The 22374-nt window shown below is 72.7% G+C and carries 22 protein-coding genes; 19 read left to right on the top strand and 3 right to left on the bottom strand.

Annotated elements, in window-relative coordinates:
• The first annotated feature begins 4 nt into the window (after window positions 1–4).
• From ACIBNE_RS34615 to ACIBNE_RS34600, 4 genes are all read left to right on the top strand, one after another.
• The gene (locus ACIBNE_RS34615) at window positions 5–1543 is read left to right on the top strand and encodes an FAD/NAD(P)-binding protein (protein ID WP_399278787.1); all 1539 of its coding nucleotides are present in this window, start codon (window positions 5–7) and stop codon (window positions 1541–1543) included.
• Between the two features lie 49 nt (window positions 1544–1592).
• A complete protein-coding gene (locus ACIBNE_RS34610; protein WP_399278785.1) occupies window positions 1593–2408 on the top strand; it encodes a class II aldolase/adducin family protein in 816 nt (271 codons plus the stop codon).
• Window positions 2409–2538: 130 nt separating this feature from the next.
• Complete coding sequence (locus tag ACIBNE_RS34605; RefSeq protein WP_399278783.1) at window positions 2539–3915, top strand: 3-deoxy-7-phosphoheptulonate synthase; 1377 nt, start codon at window positions 2539–2541, stop codon at window positions 3913–3915.
• On the top strand, window positions 3912–5021 hold the full coding sequence (locus ACIBNE_RS34600) for a hypothetical protein (protein WP_399278782.1): 1110 nt from the start codon (window positions 3912–3914) through the stop codon (window positions 5019–5021). Before ACIBNE_RS34605 ends, ACIBNE_RS34600 begins: the two co-directional genes overlap by 4 nt.
• Before the next feature lie 97 nt (window positions 5022–5118).
• Here ACIBNE_RS34600 and ACIBNE_RS34595 read toward each other — a convergent pair whose 3' ends face one another.
• Entirely contained in the window at window positions 5119–6378 is a 1260-nt protein-coding gene (locus ACIBNE_RS34595) for a histidinol-phosphate transaminase (RefSeq protein ID WP_399278780.1), read from the bottom strand.
• Window positions 6379–6845: 467 nt separating this feature from the next.
• On the opposite strand from ACIBNE_RS34595, the gene ACIBNE_RS34590 reads away from it, so the two are divergent.
• The 5 genes from ACIBNE_RS34590 to ACIBNE_RS34570 all read left to right on the top strand — a co-directional run bounded on the left by ACIBNE_RS34590 (window position 6846) and on the right by ACIBNE_RS34570 (window position 11778).
• Entirely contained in the window at window positions 6846–7811 is a 966-nt protein-coding gene (locus ACIBNE_RS34590) for an AraC family transcriptional regulator (RefSeq protein ID WP_399278778.1), read from the top strand.
• Window positions 7808–8620, top strand: a complete 813-nt coding sequence (locus tag ACIBNE_RS34585; RefSeq protein WP_399278776.1) for a class I SAM-dependent methyltransferase — start codon at window positions 7808–7810, stop codon at window positions 8618–8620. Before ACIBNE_RS34590 ends, ACIBNE_RS34585 begins: the two co-directional genes overlap by 4 nt.
• Window positions 8617–10317, top strand: coding sequence for an AMP-binding protein (locus ACIBNE_RS34580; RefSeq protein ID WP_399278774.1), 1701 nt, complete (start codon window positions 8617–8619; stop codon window positions 10315–10317). The genes ACIBNE_RS34585 and ACIBNE_RS34580 overlap by 4 nt, the downstream gene beginning before the upstream one ends.
• 145 nt (window positions 10318–10462) lie before the next feature.
• Complete coding sequence (locus ACIBNE_RS34575) at window positions 10463–11170, top strand: ScbR family autoregulator-binding transcription factor (RefSeq protein ID WP_399278773.1); 708 nt, start codon at window positions 10463–10465, stop codon at window positions 11168–11170.
• 41 nt (window positions 11171–11211) lie between these two features.
• Window positions 11212–11778: a DsbA family protein gene (locus ACIBNE_RS34570; RefSeq protein ID WP_399278771.1), complete on the top strand. Its 567-nt coding sequence runs from the start codon at window positions 11212–11214 to the stop codon at window positions 11776–11778.
• Window positions 11779–11897: 119 nt separating this feature from the next.
• On the opposite strand, the gene ACIBNE_RS34565 is transcribed toward ACIBNE_RS34570, so the two are convergent.
• The gene (locus ACIBNE_RS34565) at window positions 11898–12356 is read right to left on the bottom strand and encodes a MarR family winged helix-turn-helix transcriptional regulator (RefSeq protein WP_399278769.1); all 459 of its coding nucleotides are present in this window, start codon (window positions 12354–12356) and stop codon (window positions 11898–11900) included.
• A gap of 132 nt (window positions 12357–12488) precedes the next feature.
• On the opposite strand from ACIBNE_RS34565, the gene ACIBNE_RS34560 reads away from it, so the two are divergent.
• Window positions 12489–13106 carry a TetR family transcriptional regulator gene (locus tag ACIBNE_RS34560; RefSeq protein WP_399278767.1) on the top strand — a complete coding sequence of 206 codons (618 nt, stop codon included), beginning with the start codon at window positions 12489–12491 and terminating at the stop codon, window positions 13104–13106.
• Between the two features lie 131 nt (window positions 13107–13237).
• Here the strand turns inward: ACIBNE_RS34560 and ACIBNE_RS34555 are convergent, their stop codons facing one another.
• Complete coding sequence (locus tag ACIBNE_RS34555; protein ID WP_399278765.1) at window positions 13238–13936, bottom strand: TetR/AcrR family transcriptional regulator; 699 nt, start codon at window positions 13934–13936, stop codon at window positions 13238–13240.
• Between the two features lie 108 nt (window positions 13937–14044).
• Here ACIBNE_RS34555 and ACIBNE_RS34550 point away from each other — a divergent pair, with 108 nt between their 5' ends.
• The 9 genes from ACIBNE_RS34550 (at window position 14045) to ACIBNE_RS34510 (ending at window position 22332) form a co-directional block, all read left to right on the top strand.
• Entirely contained in the window at window positions 14045–14980 is a 936-nt protein-coding gene (locus ACIBNE_RS34550) for a DMT family transporter (RefSeq protein WP_399278764.1), read from the top strand.
• Window positions 14981–15002: 22 nt separating this feature from the next.
• Entirely contained in the window at window positions 15003–15830 is an 828-nt protein-coding gene (locus tag ACIBNE_RS34545; protein WP_399278762.1) for an MBL fold metallo-hydrolase, read from the top strand.
• Between the two features lie 165 nt (window positions 15831–15995).
• The gene (locus ACIBNE_RS34540) at window positions 15996–16685 is read left to right on the top strand and encodes a DsbA family protein (RefSeq protein ID WP_399278760.1); all 690 of its coding nucleotides are present in this window, start codon (window positions 15996–15998) and stop codon (window positions 16683–16685) included.
• 263 nt (window positions 16686–16948) lie between these two features.
• Window positions 16949–18118 carry an aminotransferase class I/II-fold pyridoxal phosphate-dependent enzyme gene (locus ACIBNE_RS34535; RefSeq protein WP_399278758.1) on the top strand — a complete coding sequence of 390 codons (1170 nt, stop codon included), beginning with the start codon at window positions 16949–16951 and terminating at the stop codon, window positions 18116–18118.
• On the top strand, window positions 18108–18746 hold the full coding sequence (locus tag ACIBNE_RS34530) for a DUF6190 family protein (protein WP_399278756.1): 639 nt from the start codon (window positions 18108–18110) through the stop codon (window positions 18744–18746). Before ACIBNE_RS34535 ends, ACIBNE_RS34530 begins: the two co-directional genes overlap by 11 nt.
• A gap of 11 nt (window positions 18747–18757) precedes the next feature.
• Window positions 18758–19546, top strand: coding sequence for a dihydrodipicolinate synthase family protein (locus tag ACIBNE_RS34525; protein WP_399278754.1), 789 nt, complete (start codon window positions 18758–18760; stop codon window positions 19544–19546).
• Entirely contained in the window at window positions 19543–20418 is an 876-nt protein-coding gene (locus tag ACIBNE_RS34520; protein ID WP_399278752.1) for an iron-containing redox enzyme family protein, read from the top strand. The genes ACIBNE_RS34525 and ACIBNE_RS34520 overlap by 4 nt, the downstream gene beginning before the upstream one ends.
• The gene (locus ACIBNE_RS34515) at window positions 20408–20755 is read left to right on the top strand and encodes a Rieske (2Fe-2S) protein (RefSeq protein ID WP_399278750.1); all 348 of its coding nucleotides are present in this window, start codon (window positions 20408–20410) and stop codon (window positions 20753–20755) included. Before ACIBNE_RS34520 ends, ACIBNE_RS34515 begins: the two co-directional genes overlap by 11 nt.
• A 92-nt stretch (window positions 20756–20847) precedes the next feature.
• A complete protein-coding gene (locus ACIBNE_RS34510; protein ID WP_399278748.1) occupies window positions 20848–22332 on the top strand; it encodes a purine-cytosine permease family protein in 1485 nt (494 codons plus the stop codon).
• The last annotated feature ends 42 nt before the right edge of the window (window positions 22333–22374 follow it).

Below are 22374 nucleotides of genomic sequence, written 5' to 3'. Positions count from 1 at the left end.
CCACATGTCGCGTGGACTATCGATCGGCGTGGTGGGCGGCGGCGCGGCCGCCGTCTGCTTGATCGACGCGCTGACCTGGGCCGACAGTGAGCCCGGCACCCTGACAGTCTTCGAGCCCTCGCCGCACTTGTGGCGCGGCCGCGCCTACCAGATGGACACCGAGACCCTGCGGGTCAACGCCACGCCCGACGACATGTCGGTGCGCTACGACGACCCCGGGCACTTCGAGCGCTGGCTCGAATCCCGGGACCGCGTCTCCGGCGTGCGCGACGGGGTCGACCGGCTCACCGGGGTGCGCTTCGCCCCGCGCACGGTCTACGGCGAGTACCTGGAGCAGACCGCGAACGCCGCGCTCGGCGAACTGCGCCGACGCGGCTGGCGCGTCGACATCATCGGCGAGTCGGTCACGTCGGCCCGCAGGCTGCCCCACCAGGTGCAGCTGCGGGCCGGCGCCGGGCACACCCGCACCTGCGACTACGTCGTGCTGTGCATCGGCGGCGACAGCCCCAAGGACGTCTACGGGCTGGGCGGCACCGAGGGATTCGTGGGCGACCCCTACCCCGTCTCCCGCACGCTGGCCGACGTCGGCGAGGACGAGCACGTCGCCGTCATCGGCAGCGGGCTCACCGCCGTCGACATCATCCTGGCCCTGGCGGCGCAGGGGCACCAGGGCCGGATCAGCCTGCTGTCGCGGCGCGGGGTCCTGCCGGGAGTGCGGCAGCGGCCGGTCGACTTCACGCTGCGGCACCTCACGCCGCAGCGCGTGAAGTCGCTCGGCCGCACGCGGCGCGGCTTCTCCGTCGAGGACGTCGCCGCCGTGCTGCGGGCGGAGTTCAGGGACGCGGACGAGGACCTGGACGCCGTCATCACCGAGATCATCCGGGTGGACCTGGAGGATCCGGTGGACCGGCTCAGGCGCCAGATCGGCGAGGTCGACTCGCCCCGGCTCGGGATGCGGATCCTGCAACGCGCCGTCCCCGAGAGCGGCGCCGACACCTGGCCGGTGCTGCGCGAACAGGACAAGGTCCAGCTGCTGCGCGCGCACTACCGCACGATCATGAGCCTGTGCTGCCCGATGCCGCCCAGCAGCGCGTCGGTCCTGCTCGGGCTCGTCGAGGAGAAGCAACTGGACCTGATCACCGGGCTCCAGGACATCGCCCCGGCGGAAGGCGGCGGCTTCGACATCGTCGCGGCCGACGGCAGCGAGTTCCACGCCGACCGCGCGGTCAGCGCGGTGAACGCCGCCGAGGGCCGGATCCCCACCGGGGCCCTGCCGCTGGTGACGTCCCTGATGCGCGGCCGCGCCGCCAGCAGGCACCCGCTCGGCGGGCTCCGGCTGGCCCCGGCCACCAGCAGGCTCGTCACCGACAGCAGGCCGGACCCCCGGCTGTACGCGCTGGGCAACATCGCGGCGGGCGAGCTGTTCTTCACCTTCGGCGTGCCGTCCCTGGTGGACCGGAGCCACGACATCGTCACCGCGGTGCTCGACCACGCCGACACCGTCAGGGCGGCCAGGGAGGAACGCGACCTGGTCGCCGCGTGACCCGGGGCCCGATGCCCCGGGGCACTCCCTCGAAAGGAACACCCGTCCCATGAGCACCACCACCCGAGACGAGAGCACCACCTACCTCGCCGACACCGCGACAGGGCTGCCCATCCCGGACAACCCGCGGTTCGCGACGTACGCCGAAGAGCGGCGCCACCGCAAGCAGCGACTGGCCGCCGCCCTGCGGCTGTTCGGCAAGCACGGCTTCGCCGAAGGGGTCTCGGGCCACGTATCCGTACGCGACCCGGAACACCCCGACGAGTTCTGGGTGAACCCCTTCGGCCTGTCCTTCAAGCACGTCAGGGTCGCCGACCTCATCAGGGTCGACTCCACAGGCCGGGTCGTGGAGGGCACCAGGCGCGTCAACCCCAGCGCCTTCGTCATCCACTCCAGGATCCACGCGCTGCACCCCGGCGCGACGGCCGTCGCCCACGCCCACACGGTCAACTCCCGCGCCCTGGGAGCACTGGGCCAGCTGCTCGAACCCCTCGACCAGGAGTCGGCGGCCTTCTACGGGCGACAGGTGCTCTACGACGCGTACCACGGTCCCACCGTCTCGCTGGAGCAGGGCCAGGACATCGCCGAGACCCTGGGCGACAACCGGGCGCTGCTGCTGCGCCACCACGGTCTGATCACCGTCGGCGGCTCGCTCGACGAGGCCGTGTACTGGTTCTTCACCTACGACGGCTGCGCCCAGGTGCAGCTGCTCGCACAGGCGGCCGGCACCCCGCGCCCCCTGACGTACGAGCAGGCGCTGGCCGCCCGCGCCGGGTTCGGCGACGAGCAGCTGGGCCGGTTCAGCTTCCAGCTCATGTGGGACGAGATCGTCCGCGAGGAGCCGGACCTGCTCGACGAGGAGTGATCCCCGTACCCCAGAAGCCCCCCACGGCGTCCACGGCACGCCCCACACGTGCCGCGTTCCACCCGGGGCGTCCCCCGCCGCCCCGGATCCCCGAAGCCCAGCCCCTACGACGGATTGAGGCCACGACACGATGAACGCCGACCCGATATCCCGGGCCGCCGCTTCCTGGCGCGCCCGGCCCGCGGCCCTCCAGCCCCGGTGGCCCGACCCGGCCGCCCTCGACGAGGCCACCGGGCGCCTCGCCCAGGAGGAGCCGCTGGTGAGCCCGGCGGACTGCGACAGGCTGCGCGGGCGGCTCGCCCGCGCGGCCCGGGGAGAAACCTTCATCCTCGCGGGCGGGGACTGTGCCGAGACCTTCGACGGCAGCTCGCCTGGCCAGGTCAGGGCCACGGCCACCACCCTGCTCGAAATGGCGGCGGTGCTCGCCTGGGGGACGGGCGTTCCGGTGGTCCCGGTCGGCCGGATGGCCGGACAGTACGTCGTGGCGTGCGACCGCTCCACCGAGACGCGCGCGGGCGTCGAACTGCCCGCGTACGCCGGGGACGCCGTCAACGACACCCTGTTCACCGAAGCGGCGCGCACGCCCGACCCGAGCCGCCTCGTGCGCGCCCGCGACGTCGCCGCCGCCACCCTGGCCGCCGTCCGGCCGCTCACCGCCGAACCGCACTCGCCCCTGCGCGACGACCCCGCGACCCGCCCCGCCTGGTGCGACACCACCGAGTTCTACGTCGGCCACGAGGCCCTGCTGCTGGACTACGAGGCCGCGCTCACCCGCGCCGACCCGGCCACCAGGACCCCCTACGACCTCTCCTCGCACCTGCTCTGGATCGGCGGGCGCACCGCGCGGCCCGACGGCGCCCACGTGGAGTTCCTGTCCCGGGTGGCCAACCCCGTCGCCCTGCGCGTCGACGCCGCGACCCGCGCCGACGACCTGGTCGAGCTGGCCGAGCGGCTCGACCCGGACCGCGCGCCCGGACGGCTCACGCTGATCGTCTCGATGGGCCACCTCAGGGTCCGCGACCTGCTGCCGCCGCTGATCGAGCGGGTCACGGCCGAGGGCCTGTGCGTGACCTGGCTCAGCGACCCGGTCGAGGCCAACACCTTCCGCGCGAACGGCGACCTGACGGACACCGGCCGCAGCTGCGGCGGCACCAGGACCTGCCGCTTCGACCACGTACTGGCCGAACTCACCGGCTTCTTCGAGGCGCACGACGCCCTCGGCACCCCCGCGGGCGGCATCCACCTGCGCTTCGCGGGCGAGCACGTCACCGAGTGCCTCGGCGGCAGCGGCGCGGGCCGCGTCGACGCCCTCACCCGCGGCTACGCGTCCGCAGGCGGCCCCCGCCTCAACCGCGCCCAGGCCATCGACCTGGCGTTCAAGGTCGCCGACCTGCGCCGGGGCAGCCCCCGCCGCACGGGCCTGCCCGACCTCCCGCACCGCGTCCACCGCCCCGCGGCACCGGCGGACCGCGCCGGGACCTCCGGACCGATACCGGTGGACCGGTGAGCGCCACGGCGGCGTCCGAAGCGCCGCTCATCGCCGGCTGGGTCGCCCGCGGCCCCGCCGCGCTCGCGACCGCCTTCACCGACCGGGTGCTCCGCGTGCTCGCGCCCCGGGACCGGGAGGCCGCCGCGCACTACACCAGGTCGCTGCGCTCCGCCTGGCACACCGGGCCCGCGCCCTGGCAGCGCACGGCCCCCGTGGCGTACCCGGTGCCCGACACGGACGCCGTCGAGCGCGCCGACTGGGACTGGCGACCCGTGCGCCGCGCGCTCGTCGAGGAGCTGGGCAGGTCGCGGCAGCCGTCCGCCTGGGTCGTCAGGCCCGGCGCCGTGCCCTGGCCGGGCGCGGGGACGCAGCGGGTCGTCACCGTGTGGATGACCACCGCGCAGGGCGGCGTGCCCGTCGACTGGCAGCTCGTACGGCCCGACCGCGGCCCCGCGAACGCCCTGGCCGCCAGGACGTCCGCGGCCCTGGAGTCCGCGCTCGACGCCTGGACCTTCAGCGCGCGGCCCGCCCCGCTCGTGCTCGACGTGCGCGACGCGGGGCTGCGCGGCGCGGTGGAGACGCTGTCCGTGCACGACGCGGGCTACCTGCTGCGCATCAACCACTCGACCTGCGTCTACCCGGCCGTGCGCACCGCCGTGCGCGGCCTGCCCGCGCTGGCCACCGCGCGGCAGTTGACGCTCTCCGCCGACCACACGGGCCACCGCGCGCTGCACACCGTCGCCATCGGCAGCGGCCCGGCCGCCGTCCGGCGCGACATCCTGCAGACCGGCTGCGACGTGCCCTGGGGCCACTCGCAGCGGCGCCACGTGCTGTTCGCCGAGCGGGACCCGGACGACAACAGGCGCTGCGCCTTCTGGCTCACCAACCTGGAGCGGTACGACGCTTCGGGGCTCGCGCGCCTGGCCCACGCCTCGTTCCTCACGGCCCGCTCCATGGAGGTCGCCGCGCGCCGGGCCACCGGATCCGGCTTCGCTTCGGTCGATCCCGACGCCCGCGAGCGCCACCTCACGCTGGTCTCGCTGGCCCACGCGGTCGCCCTGCTGCACCCCACGAGGCCGCTGCGCAGGCGCCCGGCAGTGGTCGGGGCCAGGACGGCCCGCTGAAGCCGGTGTCCGACACACCTGCTCCGACGAGGCAGCGGGACCGGCCGCGTCCGGCCCCGCGCCCACCACACCGGGCGCCCGCGCGCGGGCGGCGCGATCAGCTCGCGGCCGCCGCTCGCAGCAGTCCTCCGTCGGCCGCCACCCGCAGCAGCCGGTCGTTGGCGTCGGCCGTCCCGACCGACACCCGCACCCCTTCGCCCGGGTACGCCCGCACCGCGATACCCGCGGCCGCGCAGGCGTCGGTGAACGCGGCGGTGCCGCCGCCCAGGCGCAGCCAGACGAAGTTCGCCTGCGAGTCGGGCACCGTGAGGCCCGCGCCGCGCAGCCCTTCGACCAGCCTGGTCCGCTCGGCCACCACCGAGTCGATCCGCTCGGCCAGCTCGCGCTCGGCGCGCAGCGAGGCGAGCGCCGCGGCCTGGGCGAGGCCGCTCACCGCGAACGGCAGGCAGCGCGCGCGCACCGCGGCCGCGAGCGCGGGGTGCGCCAGCGCGTAGCCGACCCTGAGCTGCGCCAGCCCGTACGCCTTGGAGAAGGTGCGCAGCACCGCGACGTTGGGCCGCGCCCGGTGCAGGGCGACCGCGTCGGGCACCTCGGGGTCGCGGACGAACTCCCGGTACGCCTCGTCGACGACGACCAGCACGTTCGGCGGCACCCGGTCGAGGAAGCGCTCCATCTCGGGGCCCCGCACGACGGTCCCCGTGGGGTTGTTGGGGTTGCACACCAGGACGACCCGGGTCCGCTCGGTGACCGCGTCGGCCAGGGCGTCCAGGTCGTGCGCCTCCGCGCGCAGCGGCACCGTCACGGAGCTCGCGCCCGCCGCCCAGGCGATGCGCGGGAACGCCTCGTACGACCGCCAGGCGAAGAGGACCTCGTCACCGGGTCCGGCCACCGCCGCCACCAGGTCCTGGACGACGCCCGCCGAGCCCGTGCCGGGCACGACGTGCGAGGCGGGCACGGAGTGCCGCTCGGCGAGGGCGGCGACGAGCTGTGCGCAGCCGGGGTCCGGGTAGCGGTTGAAGCGGTACAGCTCGGCCTGGACGGCCTCGACGACCGAGGGCAGCGGCGGGAACGGGTTCTCGTTGCGCGAGAGTTCGTCGGCCGGCGGGAGGTCGTCGACCGGGGGGAGGCCACCGACCGGGGGGAGGCCGTGGACCTGGGGGAAGCCCGCGGCGGGGGGCGTTCCGCCGGTCGGGAGGAGGACGTCGGGTCCGGTGGGCGCGCCGGGGGGGACGGGCCCACCGGACCCGGTGGGGGAGACCGGTGCCGTCGGGGGACGCGGCACCGGCGCGGAAGCGGACGTGAGCCGGGGGAGGGGCAGCGGGGCGGCGGGGGGCGTCGGCGTGGGCAGGGGCGTCATCGCTCCGGATCTCCAGTTCTCCGCCCTCCGGGTCGGGGAGGGACGGCGCCGTAGGGGATGGTCGCCGCGTCGGGCGCGGTCCGGCCGTGTCGTGGCGTGGGTGTGGTCGACACGGCCGGCCCCGCGGCCCGACGCGGCGGGGTCCTGGCGTGGAAGGGTGCGCCAGGGTTCGAAGGGGCACCGGGTCCTGGGTGCCCGGCCCGCCCGTCCCCGCGGGCTCCTCGTAGCGACGGGCCCTCGGACTGAAACGACGTTAGGAACCACCCACCGCCCCGAGTTGCCCGTTCGCGCACGGCTTCTGTGCGGATCACGCCCCGTGCGCGGACCGGCCCGCGCACGCCCCCGCGTCGGCCCTGGCAGGGCCCCCGCGAGCCGGGTCATCGAAGCTTCCGATGGCCAATTGAATACCGGCAAGCAGGTATGTTGCACTCGCTGGGACAGGTTCTCCCGGCCACGGAGGGTGAGAAATGCCGCGCATCAAGACGCGCACCACCCCGTACCACCGCACGCCGCACGCTTCCGCCCCCGCCGCCACCACGTCCGGCAGCGTCCAGGTGCTGCGCACGCCCGACGAGGAGCTGCGCGGCACGGCCGCCCGCCACCTGCTCGGCGACGTCCGGCTGCGCACGGTGACCTCGGGCCCCTGCGAGACCATCAGCCCCGCCTGTCCCGCCGACGTCGCCGACGAGGGGTTCGTACGCCTCCTGCGGCCGCTCTCCGGAGAGCTCTGGGTGCTCCAGGACGGCCGCAGCGCGGTCCTGCGCGCCCCGCAGTTCGCGTTCTGCGACACCACCCGCCCGTACCGCGTCGTCATGCCCGAGGCGCTGACCCTCGTCGAACTGCTCGTGCCGCACCGCAGGGTGGGCATCAGCCCGCGCCACAGCGAGTCGCTGACCGTACGGCCCTGGTCCGGCACCGAAGGCATCGCCGCGCTCGCCGCCGGGCTGCTCGCCGGACTCGACGGACACGGCACCCGGGACCTCATCGCGCTCGACCTGCTCGGCTCCGGCGTCGCGGGACTCACCGCGGCGCTGCTGGCCGAACGCATGCAACTGGCCCCGGAAGACGGCGAGCTGCGCCCCTCGGTGCTCATGCTGCGCATCCAGTCCTTCATCCGGGAGCGGCTGGCCGACCCCGGCCTGTGCCCCGCCCTCGTCGCCGACCACCACAAGGTCTCGCTGCGCTACCTCCAGAAGATGTTCCAGGAGCACGGCACCAGCCCGGCGCGCTGGATAAGGGACGCCCGCCTCGACCAGTGCCGCGCCGAACTGGCCGACCCGCGCTGCGACCACCTGCCGGTCGCGGTGGTCGGCGAACGCGCCGGGCTCTACGGCGCCGCCCACTTCAGCCGGGTCTTCCGGGGCCGCTACGGCATGACGCCCCGGGACTACCGCAGGGCGCGCACGTCCGCCCGGACGGGGGCCCAGCGGTGACGAGCTTCGAGTTCCCCGGCGCGTACTACGAGATCATGCGCAAGGACTTCCGCGACCTCGCCGCCGAGACCAGGCTGCTGGCCTCCTGGCTGCCGCCCGGCGGCAGCGCGCTCGACCTCGGCTGCGGCACCGGCAGCAACCTGCGGGAGCTGGCCGGACTCGGCTACCGGGGCGTCGGCGTCGACCAGAGCGCCGCGTTCACCGAGCACGCCAACGCGGTGCCCGTCGAGGGACTGCGGTTCGTCCGCGCGCGGGCCGAGACCTTCACCACCGACGAGCGCTTCGACCTGGTCTACAGCCTGTTCCTGACCCTGAACCAGCTGCCGAGGGCCGAGCTGCCCGCCGTCCTGCGCCGGATGCGCGCGCTGCTGAAGCCCGGCGGGCACGTGCTCCTGGAGTTCGGCCCGGTGGGCGGCGGCTTCGGCGGGATCGGCGTCTACGGCGGTGGCGTCGGCGGCGGCGCCGCGGGCTCGCTCGGCGGCACCGACGCCTTCGGCGGGTCCCAGACGATCGACCACCACCGCGCGGGCGGCGTCCTCGTCACCCGCCTCGCCCGCCGCGCCGCCGCCGCGACCGAGGCCTGCTGGCGCGGCGAGGAGACCCTGCTCATAAGGGATGAACAGGGCCAACTGGCGCTCTACGAGAACGTCGTCGAAGAGGCGGTACTGACCCGGCGCGAGGTCGCCGGGCTGCTCGCCGGGGCGGGTCTGGCCGCCGTGGCCGAGTACGGCGGCTTCCACAAGGAGCCCGCCCCCCTGCACGGCCAGGGCCCCCTGGTCGTCGTCGCGACGGAGGTGTCCGCCCGATGAACCCCCGCACGCTGACCCACCTCGTCAGCGCCCGCGCCCTCTCGCTGCTCGACGGCGGGCCCGCGCCCGAGCTCGAACTCTCCGACCTGGGACAGGCCCTGGTCCGCGCCGCGGGCGCCCCCGGCACCCAGGGCCTGTGCTTCGTGGCCTCCGACGGCACCGAGACCTCGCTGAGCTACGCCGAACTGCTGCGCGACGCCTCCCGGATCCTGGCCGCGCTGCGCGCCGCGGGCACCGCGCCCGGCGAGACCGTACTGCTCCAGATCGACCGCGCCCCGCAGCTGCTCGCCGCGTTCTGGGGCTGCCTGCTCGGCGGCTTCGTCCCGCTGCCCGTGCCCGCGCACGGCGCGGCCGACCACGAGCTGGACGCCCCCGTGCTGCTGCACCGCGTCTGGACCGGCCACGGCAGGCCCCGCGTGATCACCTGCGCGGGCGGCCGCCTCGCCCCCGACACCACCGCCGACCTGCGCTGGCCCGAGGCCCACCTGGGCGAGGTCGCCGTCCTGCTGCGGCACTCCCCGGACAACACCCACCACCGGGCCCGCCCCGACGACCTGGCCGTCCTGCTGCTCACCTCGGGCTCCACCGGGGCGCCGCGCGCGGTCGCGCTCAGCCACCGCAACGTCCTCAGCCGCAGCGCCGCCACCATCGCGGCCAACGGGCTGGGCCGGGCGAACCGCAGCTTCAACTGGATGCCGCTCGAACACGTCGGCGGCCTGGTGATGTTCCACCTGCGCGACGTGATCCTGGGCTGCCACCAGGTGCACGCCCGCACCGACTGGATCATGCGCGACCCGCTGCGCTGGCCCGCCGCCGTCGACCGGCACCGGGCGAACACCACCTGGGCGCCCAACTTCGCGTTCGCCCTGGTCAACGACCGCGCCGAGGGACTGCGCGGCAAGGACTGGGACCTGAGCTGCCTGCGCTACATCATGAACGGCGGCGAGGCGGTCCGCGCGTCGGTCGTCCGCACCTTCCTCGGCCTGCTCGCGCCCTACGGGCTGCCGGGCGACGCGATGCGCCCCGGCTGGGGCATGTCCGAGACCTCGTCGGGCGTCGTCGACTGCGACTTCGCCGCCGACTGCGCGGGCGACGAGCGGTACGTCCCGGTCGGCAGGCCGCAGCCGGGCACCGCGGTGCGGATCGTCGACGACGCGGGCCGGGTCGTCCGGGCCGGCACCACGGGCCACCTCCAGGTGTCGGGGCCCGCCGTGACCAGGGGCCACTACGCGGCCGGAGCGCTCGACGGATCCTGCCTGACGCCCGACGGCTGGCTGCGCACCGGCGACCTCGCCCACGTCAGGGACGGCGTGCTCGCCGTGACCGGCAGGGCGGAGGACGAGGTGTGCCTGGGCGGGGCGACGTACCACGGCCACGAGATCGAGGCGGTGGTCGAGGAGCTGGCGTTCGTCGAGCCCAGCTACACCGTCGCGAGCGCGGTGACGGGACCCGCGGGCCGCGAGGAACTGGCCGTCTTCTTCCACCCGCGTACGGGCGAGGCCGACGCGGCGGCCCTGGCGGCGGTGCGCGCCCGGGTGCGCGACCGCCTCGGCGTCGACGTGCGGCACGTGGTGGCCGTCGACCGGGGCGACGTGCCGAAGACGGGCGTGGGCAAGCTGCGCAGGTCGCAGCTGCGCAGCCGCTTCGAGCAGGCGGGCGCGGCGCACGGCGCGGTCCTCGGCAGGGCGGCCGGATGAGCCGCACCGGGCTCCGGGAGCGGTGCGGGATCAGGCAGCGGCATCGGCAGCGGTACGGGCTCCGGGAGCCGTACGGGCCGCGAAGGCACGCGTGCCACGGGAGCGGCGCGTGTCAGAAGTGACAACTACCAGAGCTGGAGGGCGCATGGTGAAGCAGCAGAGGGCGCGGCGGACCCGGCAGGCGCTGATCCTGGCCGCCGCACGGGCCTTCGACACCGAGGGCTACGACCGGGCGTCGCTGACCCGGATCGCCGTGTCGGCCGAGGTCACGAAGGGCGGCCTGTTCTTCCACTTCCCGTCCAAGGAGAGCCTGGCCGAAACGGTCCACCAGCGGGCCCACCTGCTGACCGGCGAGGCGGTCAGGGCGGTCGCGCAGCCGTCGACGCACCCGGTGCAGGAGCTGATCGACGTCTCGCACGCGGTGGTCGCGCTGCTGGAGCACGACCCGGTGGTGCGCGCGGGCGCGCGGCTGTGGCGGGAGGGCGCGCCCGAGACGGGCCGGCTGCCCGAGGACACCTGGTACTCCGCGTGGCTGGAGCGCACGACGGCGCTCCTGAAGGAGGCCGAGCGGGACGGCGCGCTGCACGAGCGGGCGGACGCGGCGACGGTGCTCGACGTGGTGGCCCACGTCCTGGTGGGGCTTGAGATGTCCCTGCCCAGGGACGAGGTGCCGCGCCCGGGGCAACCCCCCTTCGCCTCGGGCCCGTTGCGGCCCCGGCTGGCCCGCATCTGGGACGTCCTGCTGCCGGTCCTGGCGCCGCCGGGCGAGGCGGGCGGGCTGTGTCCCGAGGGCCGCGCGCACCACTACCACCCGGGGCAGGACGCCCCGTTCGCAGCAGCACAGGCGTCGTAGGCCGGGCACGGCACGCGGCGTAAGAGGAAGGGAACTCTTCGATGACCGGGACGATCGACTTCTGGTTCGACTACACCTGCCCGCTCAGCCTGCTCACGCGGCGCGTGGTGGCGGACGCGATCAGGGGCACGGGCACCAGGATGACGTGGCATCCCTTCGAGCTGCGGCCCGGCGGCTCGGTCTGGCCGGTCTTTCCCGACAAGGTCTGGGAGAACGCGGTGATGCCGCTCGCTGAGCGCATCGGCGTGGTGCTCACCGGGCCCCCGCCGGTGCCGATCCCGCCCACCAGGCTCGCCTTCCAGGGACTCCAGTACGCCCTGGACAGGGACCTCGCCGACCACTACAGCGACCGGGTCTTCGCGGCGTACTTCGTCGAGCGGCGCGACATCGCGGACATGGCGACGCTGGCGGGCGTGGCGCGCGCGACCGGACTCGACCCCGAGGAGTTCAGCACGGCGGCCGTCTCCGAGGACCTGGCGGAGCGCCACCGGCAGGCGCTGCGGCGGGCGGAGGGCGCCGTGAAGGTCATCCCCACGCTGGTGGTCGGCTCCAGACGGATCGAGGGAGTCCCCAGCAAGGACCAGATCGCACGGCTCGTCGCGGCGTGAACGGGCCCGCGGGGCGCCAGGACCCCGCTTCAGAGCCCCCGGCACCGTCGACACACCCGGCGCCCGTGCCGCCCTCAGCGCCCGTGCCGCCTTCGGTGCCCGCGACGCCTTCGGCGGCCTCAGCGCCCGAGGTGCTCCAGGGTGCGCTCCAGCGCGTCGAGCAGTTCGTCGGCCAGTCCGTCGGGCAGCCGCCGGAGCAGCCGCGCGTGGCCGTCGTCCACGGACGCCCCGATCGACCCGGCCAGCGCCGCGCCCTCCTCCGTCAGCTGCACCCAGCTGCTGCGTCCGTCGCTCTCGTTGGCCTCCCGGGTGAGGTATCCGGAGGTCGCGAGGCGGCGCACGATGTTGCTGGTGCCGCCGGAGGAGAGGCCGCAGGCGGCGGCCACCTCACTGGGCGTCAGGCGGCCGCCGCGCGCCCGGTGCAGCGCCTGGACGACGTCGACGTCCGCGCGCGTCAGCCCGGCCTGGGCCGCGGCCTTGTCCGCCGCTTCGTCGAGGACGGCGCCGAGCTGTGCGGTCTGCCGCACCAGACGCTGGGCCGCGCCGGCCGGCCCGGGAGGGGGGCTCTTGGAGGTCATGACCCCAGCATGCCCGCCCGAGTGCGCTCTCGACCACGAAAGCTTTTAAAAAAACCTTTCGCGATGAGATACCTCTGCTACTCTTCCTTTCAGGAAAGCTTTCTGGAAACCGTTCTGGACGGGGGAAGCGGCATGGCGGTACAGCAGCGGGCGGAGCGGACGCGCCAGGGCATCCTGGCGGCCGCGGCACGGGTCTTCGACGCGTACGGCTACGAGGGCGCGTCGCTGGCCAGGATCGGCGCCGAGGCCGGAGTGACCACCGGCGCGCTGATGTTCCACTTCCGCACCAAGGCGGACCTCGCGGACGCGGTCAGGCAGCACGCGCGGGCCGTGACCCAGAAGGCGGTCGAGACCGCGGGCGGCGACGGCACGGCGGTGCGCAAGCTGGTCGCCGCCACCCGTGCGCTGGTCCGCCTCTTCGAGACGGACGAGGTGGCCAGGGTCGGCGAACGACTCGCGCGCGACCTCGGCCCCGCCGGTACGGGCACGGACCAGGAGTGCCCCTGGCGGCGCGAGGTGACCCGGCTGATCAGGTACGCCGCCGCCGAGGGCGCGCTGCGCCCCGGCACGGACGCCGCCGCCGTCGCCGCGCTCGTCAGCTACATCGTCACCGGCGTCGAGCTGGCGATCCGCCGTCCCGCCGCCCCGGCCGACGAGCCGTGGCTCGGCGAGACGGGCGCGCTCGACGGTTCGGCCGAAGAGCGGCTGGAGCGGATCTGGGACCTGCTCCTGCCCGCGCTGGAGGTGTGATGGGCTCCTCGTCGCACGACGGATTACGCGGTGGCCCGCGGGGCGCGTTGCGGGCAGGACTGCGCGGCGCCCTGCGGGGCGGGCTGCGCGGCGGTCTGCTCGGCGCCTGCCGCAGGTTCGGCCTCAGGCGCTCACAACGCGCCTGCCCCGCCCAGCAGTTGCCGGGCGCTCCAGCTCAGGCTCAGGGCGATGCGCTCGCGGGAGAGTCCGCGGACGTGCCGCTGGAACTGGTAGAGATCCGGCGCGACCGGGGCGAGCAGCAGGTCGACGACCGCGTCGGGATCGGCCACGTCCGCGTCCTTGAGCAGGGCGAGGACGTGCACGCGCCAGAAGCCGTACGCCCCGGTGGCGAAGCGGGCGGACCCCGTCTCCGCGCCGAGCGCCAGCGGAAGGTGCTGCTCCAGCAGATCGGTGGCCGCGAGGTAGAAGGCCGCCAGCCGCTCGGGGGCCGGTGCGCCGGGCCCCAGCGGCGGTGGACCGTAGATCAACTGCCCCTGCAGCCGCCGTTCGTGCTCGTCGAGCAGGGCCACCGCGATGGCAGGGGGGTCGGGGAAGCGCCGGTAGAGCGTGGCCCGCCCGACCCCGGCCGCCTTCGCGATCTGGTCCATGGTGACCGACCGCGGGTCCCCTTCGCCGAAGAGGCGCCGTGCCGCCTCCAGGATCTGCCGGCGGTTGCGGGCCGCGTCCGCCCGCTGGCGGGGAGCCTCCGGCGGATGGTCCGGCACGTGGCCGGGCAGCGCGCCGGGCCACAGCGTCCCCGGCCCCTGGGCCCCCGTCCGCACCGAGGGGTCCGTCACTCCCGGTCCGTGGCGCTCATCGGAGTTGCTCATGGTCCGACCCTACTTTCCCCATCAAGAAATGGACACCTTGTCCGCTTGTCCGTTCCGTGCTTAGATTAACCGGACACGGTGTCCAGTTACCCGTTCGAGGAGAATCGCATGCACACCGCGCTACTCGCCGTCGCCCTCCTGGCCGGCTGCCTGTTGGCCGTCCAGGCGTCGGTCAACCTCCAGCTGAACTCGGCAGTCGGCACCCCCTACGGCGCCTCGACGATTCAACTGGGCGTCGCCACCGGCCTGCTGGCCGTCATCGCCGTCGGCGCCGGGGCGCTCGGCGCCCTCGGCAAGCTGCCCGACGTAGAGGGCTGGCAACTGCTCGGCGGGCTCGCCAGCCCGCTCTACATCACCAGCGGCATCCTGTTGTTCCCCAGGCTCGGCGCACTCGCCTCCGTCGGACTCTTCGTCACCGGCCAGATGTTCGCCTCGCTCGCCCTCGACCTCTTCGGCCTGTTCGGCCTGGAGCAGAAGAGCCTCAACGCCGGCATCGTCATCGGCGCCGCCGCCGTCGTCGCGGGCATCGTCGTGATCATCAGGGGCCAGAAGGCACCCGCGGGCGCCGGTGCCAAGGTCTCCGGCGTCGCCCGCCTCGGCTGGCTCGCGCTCGGCATCGTCGCCGGTGGCGTCCTGCCGATCCAGGGCGCGGTCAACGCCAAGCTGAAGGCCTCGCTCGACTCGCCGATCGCCGTCGCCGTCATCAGCTTCGTCGTCGCGACCTTCACCATCGCCGTGGTGCTCCTGGTGCTCTACGCCACCCGCCGCACCCCCAAGCCCAAGGTCGACACGCTCACCAAGATGCCCTGGTGGGGCTGGCTCGGTGGCGCCTGCGCCGCGGCCTACGTCACCGGCACCTTCCTGCTCATCCCGGAGATCGGCGCCGCCGTCACCATCGCCCTGACCGTCACCGGCCAGCAGCTCACCTCGGCGCTGATCGACCACCGCGGTCTGTTCCGGCTGCCCCAGCGCACGCTGACCGCCCCGCGCCTGGCGGGCCTCGCCCTGCTCATCGCGGGCTCGCTCACCATCCAGCTCGTCTGAACCGACCACCGGAGAACGCCCCATGCGCGAGATCTACACCGCGGGCCCGGACATCAGCGTCCTGCCCTCGATCCTTCCCATACCGGACCTCGGGGACCAGCCCGTCAACGGCTTCCTGCTGCGCGGCGCCGAGCCGCTGCTCGTCGACACCGGCATGCCGGTCGACCGCGAGGGCTTCATCGAGGCCCTGTGGTCGCTCATCGACCCGAGCGAGCTGCGCTGGATCGCCGTCACGCACGACGACCGGGACCACACGGGAGCGGTGGCGGCCCTGCTCGACGCCGCCCCGCAGGCCAAGCTCATCACCAACGGAATATCGCTCACCCGGCTCACCGAAGAATTCGCCATCCCCAAGGAAAGGGTGGTCACGGCGAATCCCGGAAACCGGTTCAAGATCGCCGACCGGGAATTGAGCTTCTACCGGCCGCCCACCTTCGACTCGCCCGGAACCCTCGCCGTATTCGACCACGCGGACGGCACGCTGTTCAGCTCTGACAGCTTCGGGACCGTACTCCAGAATTACGCGCAGGATATCTCCGACATTCCGGAGGAGGAATTCTTCGCGGGATTCGACGTGCTGAACAGGGCCATAGCGCCGTGGACCGCGCTGGTGGACGTGCACAAGTTCCAGAAGTCCGTGCGCACGCTCGCGAAGCTGCGCCCGGCCCGGCTGCTCAGCGGGCACGGACCGACGGTCGAGGGCGAGCGGGTCGACTCGCTGTTCAGGGCCATGGCCCGAATACCCGAGCTGCCGGCCTGGCTGCCCGGCGCCGACCTCGACCTGGAGGCCGCGCTCGACGCCCACGAGGCGTCGGCCGACGCGGCCGCCGGCACCGGCGAAGCGGCGTGAACGGGCCGGCCGGATCCCCGGTACCCGGCGACCGGCCGGCCCGTACCCGGACAGGACACAGCACCACGGCAGCACAGCACCACGGCAGCACAGAACCACCGCAGCACTGCACCACCGCAGCACCGCACAACGACGCAGAGCAGACCGAACAACCGAGGAGCCCTCGTGCCCGAAACGTCCCTGACTCCCGAGCCCGGCACAGTCGTCGTCTACTCCGACATCTGGTGTTCCTTCGCCCACATCGCGATCCACCGCCTGCACGCCACCCGCACCCGGCTCGGTCTTGAGGACAAAGTCAGCTTCGACCTGCGGGCCTTCCCGCTGGAGATGCTCAACGACGCGCCCAGCCCGCGCCCCGGCACCGACAGCGAGGTGGCCCGGATGGCCAGCCTGGAGCCGGCCGCCGGCTGGCAGCTGTGGCAGGCCAAGGACTGGCTCTACCCGTCCACGACCCTGCCCGCCCTGGAGGCCGTGCTCGCCGCCAAGGAGCAGAGCCTGAAGGCGTCCGAACAGCTCGACCTCGGGCTGCGCCGCGCCTTCTGGGCCGAGTCCCGCACCATCACCCACCGCAAGGTGATCCTCGACGTCGCCAAGGAGACCGGCGCCGTCGACGTCGACGCGCTCGACGAGGCGCTGAACGACGGCCGTGCGCGCAAGGCCCTGTCCGAGCAGACCGCGCTCGCCCGTACGGACGCGATCGTGTGCAGCCCGCACATCTTCCTGCCCGACGGCACCAGCCACGCCAACCCGGGCATCGACGTGGGCTGGGAGGGCGCGTACGGCATCGGCTGGCCCGTCATCAAGTCCGACGACCCCAAGGTGTACGAGCAGCTGCTGGAGAGCGCCGCGGCCTGACCTTCACCCGTACGGCACCTCCACGAAAACAGGCATTCCGCTGATGCGGAATGCCTGTTTTCGTTTGCCTTGGAACCGCGGGAAACATAATGGTGATAATTGGTTGCGCAACTCTTCCGTAATCAGGGCTCCCGAAAGTCTCAGTAAAGTAATTGGTGTCGGACCGGAAGAACGAAGAGAAAAACGAGAACCGCAAGCCGGCCGCACCTCGAAATTCCAAGCGGAATATCCGAATCAACGGAATTCAAAAAGGGAGCACTGTCATGCAGAAGGCCGATGTCAGCACTTTCGTCGACCTCACCCAGCACGAGATCGAGGCCCTGAAGACCCGCTTCAACCTGGCGGACGCGCACACCCACCAGCGTCAGTCGGCGACGCAGCGCAAGATCGTCGCCAGCCTCCCGGACCTCTGGTACGAGTCCGAGAGCAAGCAGCAGGCGCACTTCGAGGCCCAGTTCATCGACGCGTTCTTCCGCCTCCACCAGCAGCCCACGGCGCTGGAGATCGACCGCACCCTCCTCTCGTACTCCGCGAGCGTCGCGACGATGGTCGCCGGCATGTACCTCAAGCAGCGCGACCTCTCCGTAGCGCTGATCGAGCCCTGCTTCGACAACCTGGTCGACCTGCTCCGCAACATGCAGGTGCCGATCTCGCCCTTCCCGGAGCACACCCTGCACAAGACCGAGGAGATCTACGACGCGCTCGTCGAGCACGTCGACGCCGACGCGATCTACCTCGTCGACCCGAACAACCCGACCGGCTTCACCCTGCTCGCCCAGCGCCTGGAGGGCTTCCGCGAGGTCATCAGGTACTGCGTGGACCACAACAAGGTCCTCGTCATGGACTTCTGCTTCGCCTCCTTCGCCCTGTGCGACGAGGGCGTCGGCCGCGTCGACATCTACAAGCTCCTGGAGGAGTCCGGCGTCACCTACATGGTGATGGAGGACACCGGCAAGACCTGGCCGATCCAGGACGCCAAGGCCGCGATGATCACCCCGAGCCAGGACATCTACAAGGAGGTGTACGACCTCCACACCAGCGTCCTGCTCAACGTGTCGCCGTTCGTCCTCAACATGGTCAGCCACTACATCGAGGACTCCATCAACGACGGCATGGCCTCGGTCCGCGACATCTTCACCACCAACGCCGAAGCCGCCAAGGTCGCCCTCGCGGGCACGATCCTGGAGTACCAGGAGCCCGTCGTCGGCACCAGCGTCGCCTGGTTCAAGATCAAGAACGAGGCGCTGACCTCCACGCAGCTCCAGGCCGACCTCTTCGAGGAAGAGGTCTACGTCCTCTCCGGCACCTTCTTCTACTGGAAGAACAAGGACCAGGGCGAGCGCTACATCCGCCTGGCCCTGGCCCGCGAGCCCGAGATCTTCGCCGGCGCCATGGAGCGGATGCGCAAGGTGGTCGAGCGGTATGTCGACTGACCGGACGAACGAGACGACCCAGACCGTGACCGCCGAGACGGAGGTTCCCGACACCGTGACGACCGACGCCGCTACGACCGAGACCGTGACGACCGAGACCGTGACGACCGACGAAGCGACCGCCGAAGCCCCGAAGTACAGCACGTTCATCGACTTCACGATGTTCATGGGCATGCACAGCGAGAACGAGGAGATCCGCAAGGCCGCCAAGGCGTTCTTCGCCGAGCGGCTCGGCAACACCTCCGTCGTCCTCAGCTGGGAGCAGGTCGGCCGCTGCGACGACTACGTCTGGGGCTTCAGCCGGGAGATCCAGGACGCGTACTACCCGTTCATGGACGTGCTCCACACCGACATGGACATCGTCCGCTTCGGCTACACCCAGGCCGACGTGGACCGCGCCTTCACCGCCCCCGAGCTGATCGGCCTGCCCGCCTACGAGCGGCTGCTGCTGGCCCAGACGCTCAACCACGGAGGCACCCTGCACACCGCGAGCCCCCGGCTGAAGGACCGCACGGACCTGCCGGTCGTCCCGCTGACGGCGCCGGACGGCGAAGCCTCCTTCCCCGAAGAGCTGGAACGCCTCTACCACGAATCCCTGGTGCTCTCCGTGGCACCGGACGAACTCTAGGAGCACTGATCATGTACTCCGGTACGATCGTCCCGCTGATCACCCCCTTCGAAGAGGACCGCACGGTCTCCGAGAAGAGCGTCGCTCAGCTCGTCGAATCCATCCGTGACGACGTCTCAGGACTGATGCCGGCGCTCACCTCGGGCGAAGGCTGGAAGCTCGACGCACAGCAGTGGCACGACGTCGTCGCGCACACCGTCCAGCACTCGACGGGCCTGCCCGTCCTGGCCGGCATCCAGCTCCCCGACACCGCGTCCGTCATCGAACGGGCCCGCACGGCGGCCGACATCGGCGTCGACGCCGTCGTGGTCACCACCCCGTTCGGCAAGACCGTCACCCAGGACGACATCCTCGACCACTACCGCGCCCTGCGCGCCGCCGTGTCCACCCCGATCTTCCTCTACAACGAGGAGGCCCTGTCCGGAAACCGCATCGAGTTCGAGACGCTGCTGCGCATCTGTGAGATCCCCGGCATCGTCGGCATCAAGGAGTCCAGCGGCGACCCCGCCTTCACCCGCAAGATGGCCGAGGCCGAGACCGGCATCCCCGTCTTCGAGGGCTGGGAGAACCTGCTCGTCGACGCCAAGGGCGTGGACGGATTCATCGGACCCCTGGCCAACCTCGAACCGGCCCTGAGCAACGCGATGCTCGCCGACCCCACCCCCGAGCGCCAGGCCGAGATCAACGCGGTCTGCGAGCGCTACGGAGTCTTCCTCGACGACTGGTACCGCTGGGTCAAGAAGGAACTGCACCTGCGCGGGGTCATCACCTCCGACACGATATTGGGGGACGCGCCGTGACCTCCCCCACCTTCGCCGTCTCCCCCATCACCTACACCGACCACCTGGACCTGACGGACCAGCGCGAACTCCACGACCTGTACGGCCAGGTGACCGACCTGGCGGGCTACGCCAAGATGATCGAGATCGAGGAGCGGTGGATCAACCCGCTCGCCGCCTCGTACGTGGAGAGCGCCCCGCACTTCGACAACCCCGGCCACCTGCTGCGCACCATGAAGGACTTCATCGCGGAGGAGGAGGTCGCGTCCGAGGACGACCCCGACGGGAAGTTCCTCGCCGAGGAAGCCACGCTCGACCAGTTCAAGACCGTCGTCGAGCAGTTCGCCCTCGACGGCCTGACCGAGTCCGAGGCCCTGCTGCACGCCGTGCCCCGGCTCTCCTACCGCTCGGGCATGGCCGCCTTCCGGGTCCTCATCGACGAGCTCGGCTGCGGCAACGACGACAAGGCCCACTCCCAGCTCTACCGCGACCTGCTGACCGAGCTGGGCATGTCCATCGACGTGGCGGACTACCGCGACCTGACGACCGCGGCCAACTACGGCTACGTGAACATGTTCCACTGGGTCGCCAACCGCGCCCCCGAACCCGAGTACTTCCTGGGCTCCTACACCTACTTCGAGACCAGCGTGCTCTTCGGCTTCAAGCCCTTCGAGGCGGCGGCCAAGCGGCTGGGCATCTCCAACGGCTCGTACTACTCCGAGCACCTGTACATCGACACCTACCACAGCAACCACATGCGGACCGCGGTCCGCACCCTGGAGAACCCCGACCTGGCCAAGGTCTGGGCCGGAGTGCGGCTGACCAGCGACATCGTCGCCGCTGCCAACTCAGCCGCCATAGCTCTCGCACGGGAGGTCAACCATGAGCCGTGACCACGCCGACGGCGGCGAGCGCCGCGCCCCGGCCGTGCACCAGGTCACCGAGGACCTCGTACTGGTCGACGTCGCCAGTCGCCGGGTCCTGGCGGCCGCCATGTGCCCGCACCGTCAGGGAAAGCTGAAGTTCGGCTACGTCGACGACGAGAGCCTGCGCATCAAGTGCCCCCTGCACTACGCGACGTTCGACCTCGACAGCGGTGAACGCGTCGCCGGCCCGGCCTGCGACCCCCTGCGGATCTACGCCGTGCTCCCCGAGGACGGCGTCAAATCGTCCGACCTGTCCGCCCTCGCGGGCCCGCCACCCACCACACCACCCGAGGGGACGACATGACAGTGACCCCGACCGGGGCGGCGCCCGGCACGGCGCCGCCCCCGGCGGGGGCTCCATCGGGAGCCCCCGCAGCGGCAACGGAGACGGACGCGGTGACGACCACTGTCACCGCCCCCGTCACCACCCCCGTCACCACCCCCGTCACCGCCGGCACCCCGGCGGTGACCCCCGCGGGCACCTCCGTCGACGACGGCACCACCCCGGTGCCCGAGGCCCAGCGCACCTCCACCCCCGGTGACTTCGGGTGGATCTGGCCCTCGGCCCAGTTCTCCTTCGGCACCGTCGTCCTCGGCGCACTGCCCGTGATCTTCGGCCTCGGCTGGTGGTCATCCGTGACGGCGATCCTGGCCGGTGTCGCCGTGGGCACCGGGCTCCTCGCCCCACTGGCCCGGTTCGGGCTCCGCACCGGCACCAACGACCCGCTCTCCAGCGGCGCCCACTTCGGCGTACGGGGCAGGGTCATCGGCAACGTCCTCACCGTCGTCGTCGCCCTCGGCTTCTTCGCGATAGCCGTGTGGACCGGCGGGACCGCCGTCATGGTCGCGGGGAACAGGATGTTCTCCACCCCGACCGGATCCGGCGCCCTCACGGTGTCGATGCTGCTGACCGCGGTGCTGGTGATCCTGGTGGCCGTACGCGGCCACGCCGCACTGGTCAGCACCTACCGCATCACCGCGGTCGTCGGCGGCATCGTCCTCGTCGCCGTCGCCCTGGCCCTCGCACCCGACTTCGACCCCGGGTACGCGGGCGGGGAGTTCGCCCTGGGAACCGAGCTGCACACCTGGCTGCTCGCGGCCACCGCCGCGGCCACGGTCCCGCTGTCCTACGCCCCCTTCCAGGGCGACTACACCCGCTACATGCCCTCGGCCACCGAGCCGGGGCGCGCGGTCCGCAGCAGCGGCGTCGCGATGTTCTTCAGCAGCCTCTTCGCGCTCCTCGTCGGGGCGTACGTCACCACGCTGCTGCCTTCGCCCGACGTGCCCTGGCTCCAGGGGCTCACCGACGTGGTACCCGGGCCCTTCGCCCTGGTGGTGGCCCTGTTCGGGTTCGCGGGAACGCTTCCGCAGGCCGCACTGTGCCTCTACGCGGCCGGCCTCTCCGCCAACTCGGTGTTCTGGCGCGCGTCCCGCGCCAAGGTCACCGGCGCGGTCGCCGCCCTGGCCCTGGTGGTGCTGTACCTCGGCGCCGTCGTCTACGGAGCCATGGACGCGATGTCCGCGTTCGTCACGCTGCTCCTCACCGTCGTAGCCCCGTGGGCCGCCGTCCTCATGGTGGGCTACTCCCTCCACCGGGGCCGCTACACGGCGGAGGACCTGGGCACCTTCGCCACCGGCGGCGGTGGCCGCTACTGGTACAACGCGGGCTTCAACCCGCGCGCCGTGACCGCCTTCGTGGCGGGCTCGGTGGTCGGTGTCCTCTGGGTCAACAACCCCCTGTACGTAGGGCCGTTGGCCAATGCGACCGGAGGCGTCGACCTGAGCCTCCCGGCCTCCTTCGTGGTCGCGGCGGTGCTGTACTGGGTGCTGGCCCGGGTCTCCCCCGAGCCCTCGACCCGCCCCGCGGTCCAGGCCGACTGACAAGTCCCCGTCCCTCCGACCCCGTCCCTCCGACCCCCGTCC

This window comes from Streptomyces sp. NPDC050504 (genome assembly GCF_044458065.1).
Taxonomy (GTDB): domain Bacteria; phylum Actinomycetota; class Actinomycetes; order Streptomycetales; family Streptomycetaceae; genus Streptomyces.
This window is presented reverse-complemented; position numbering and strand designations above follow the sequence as displayed.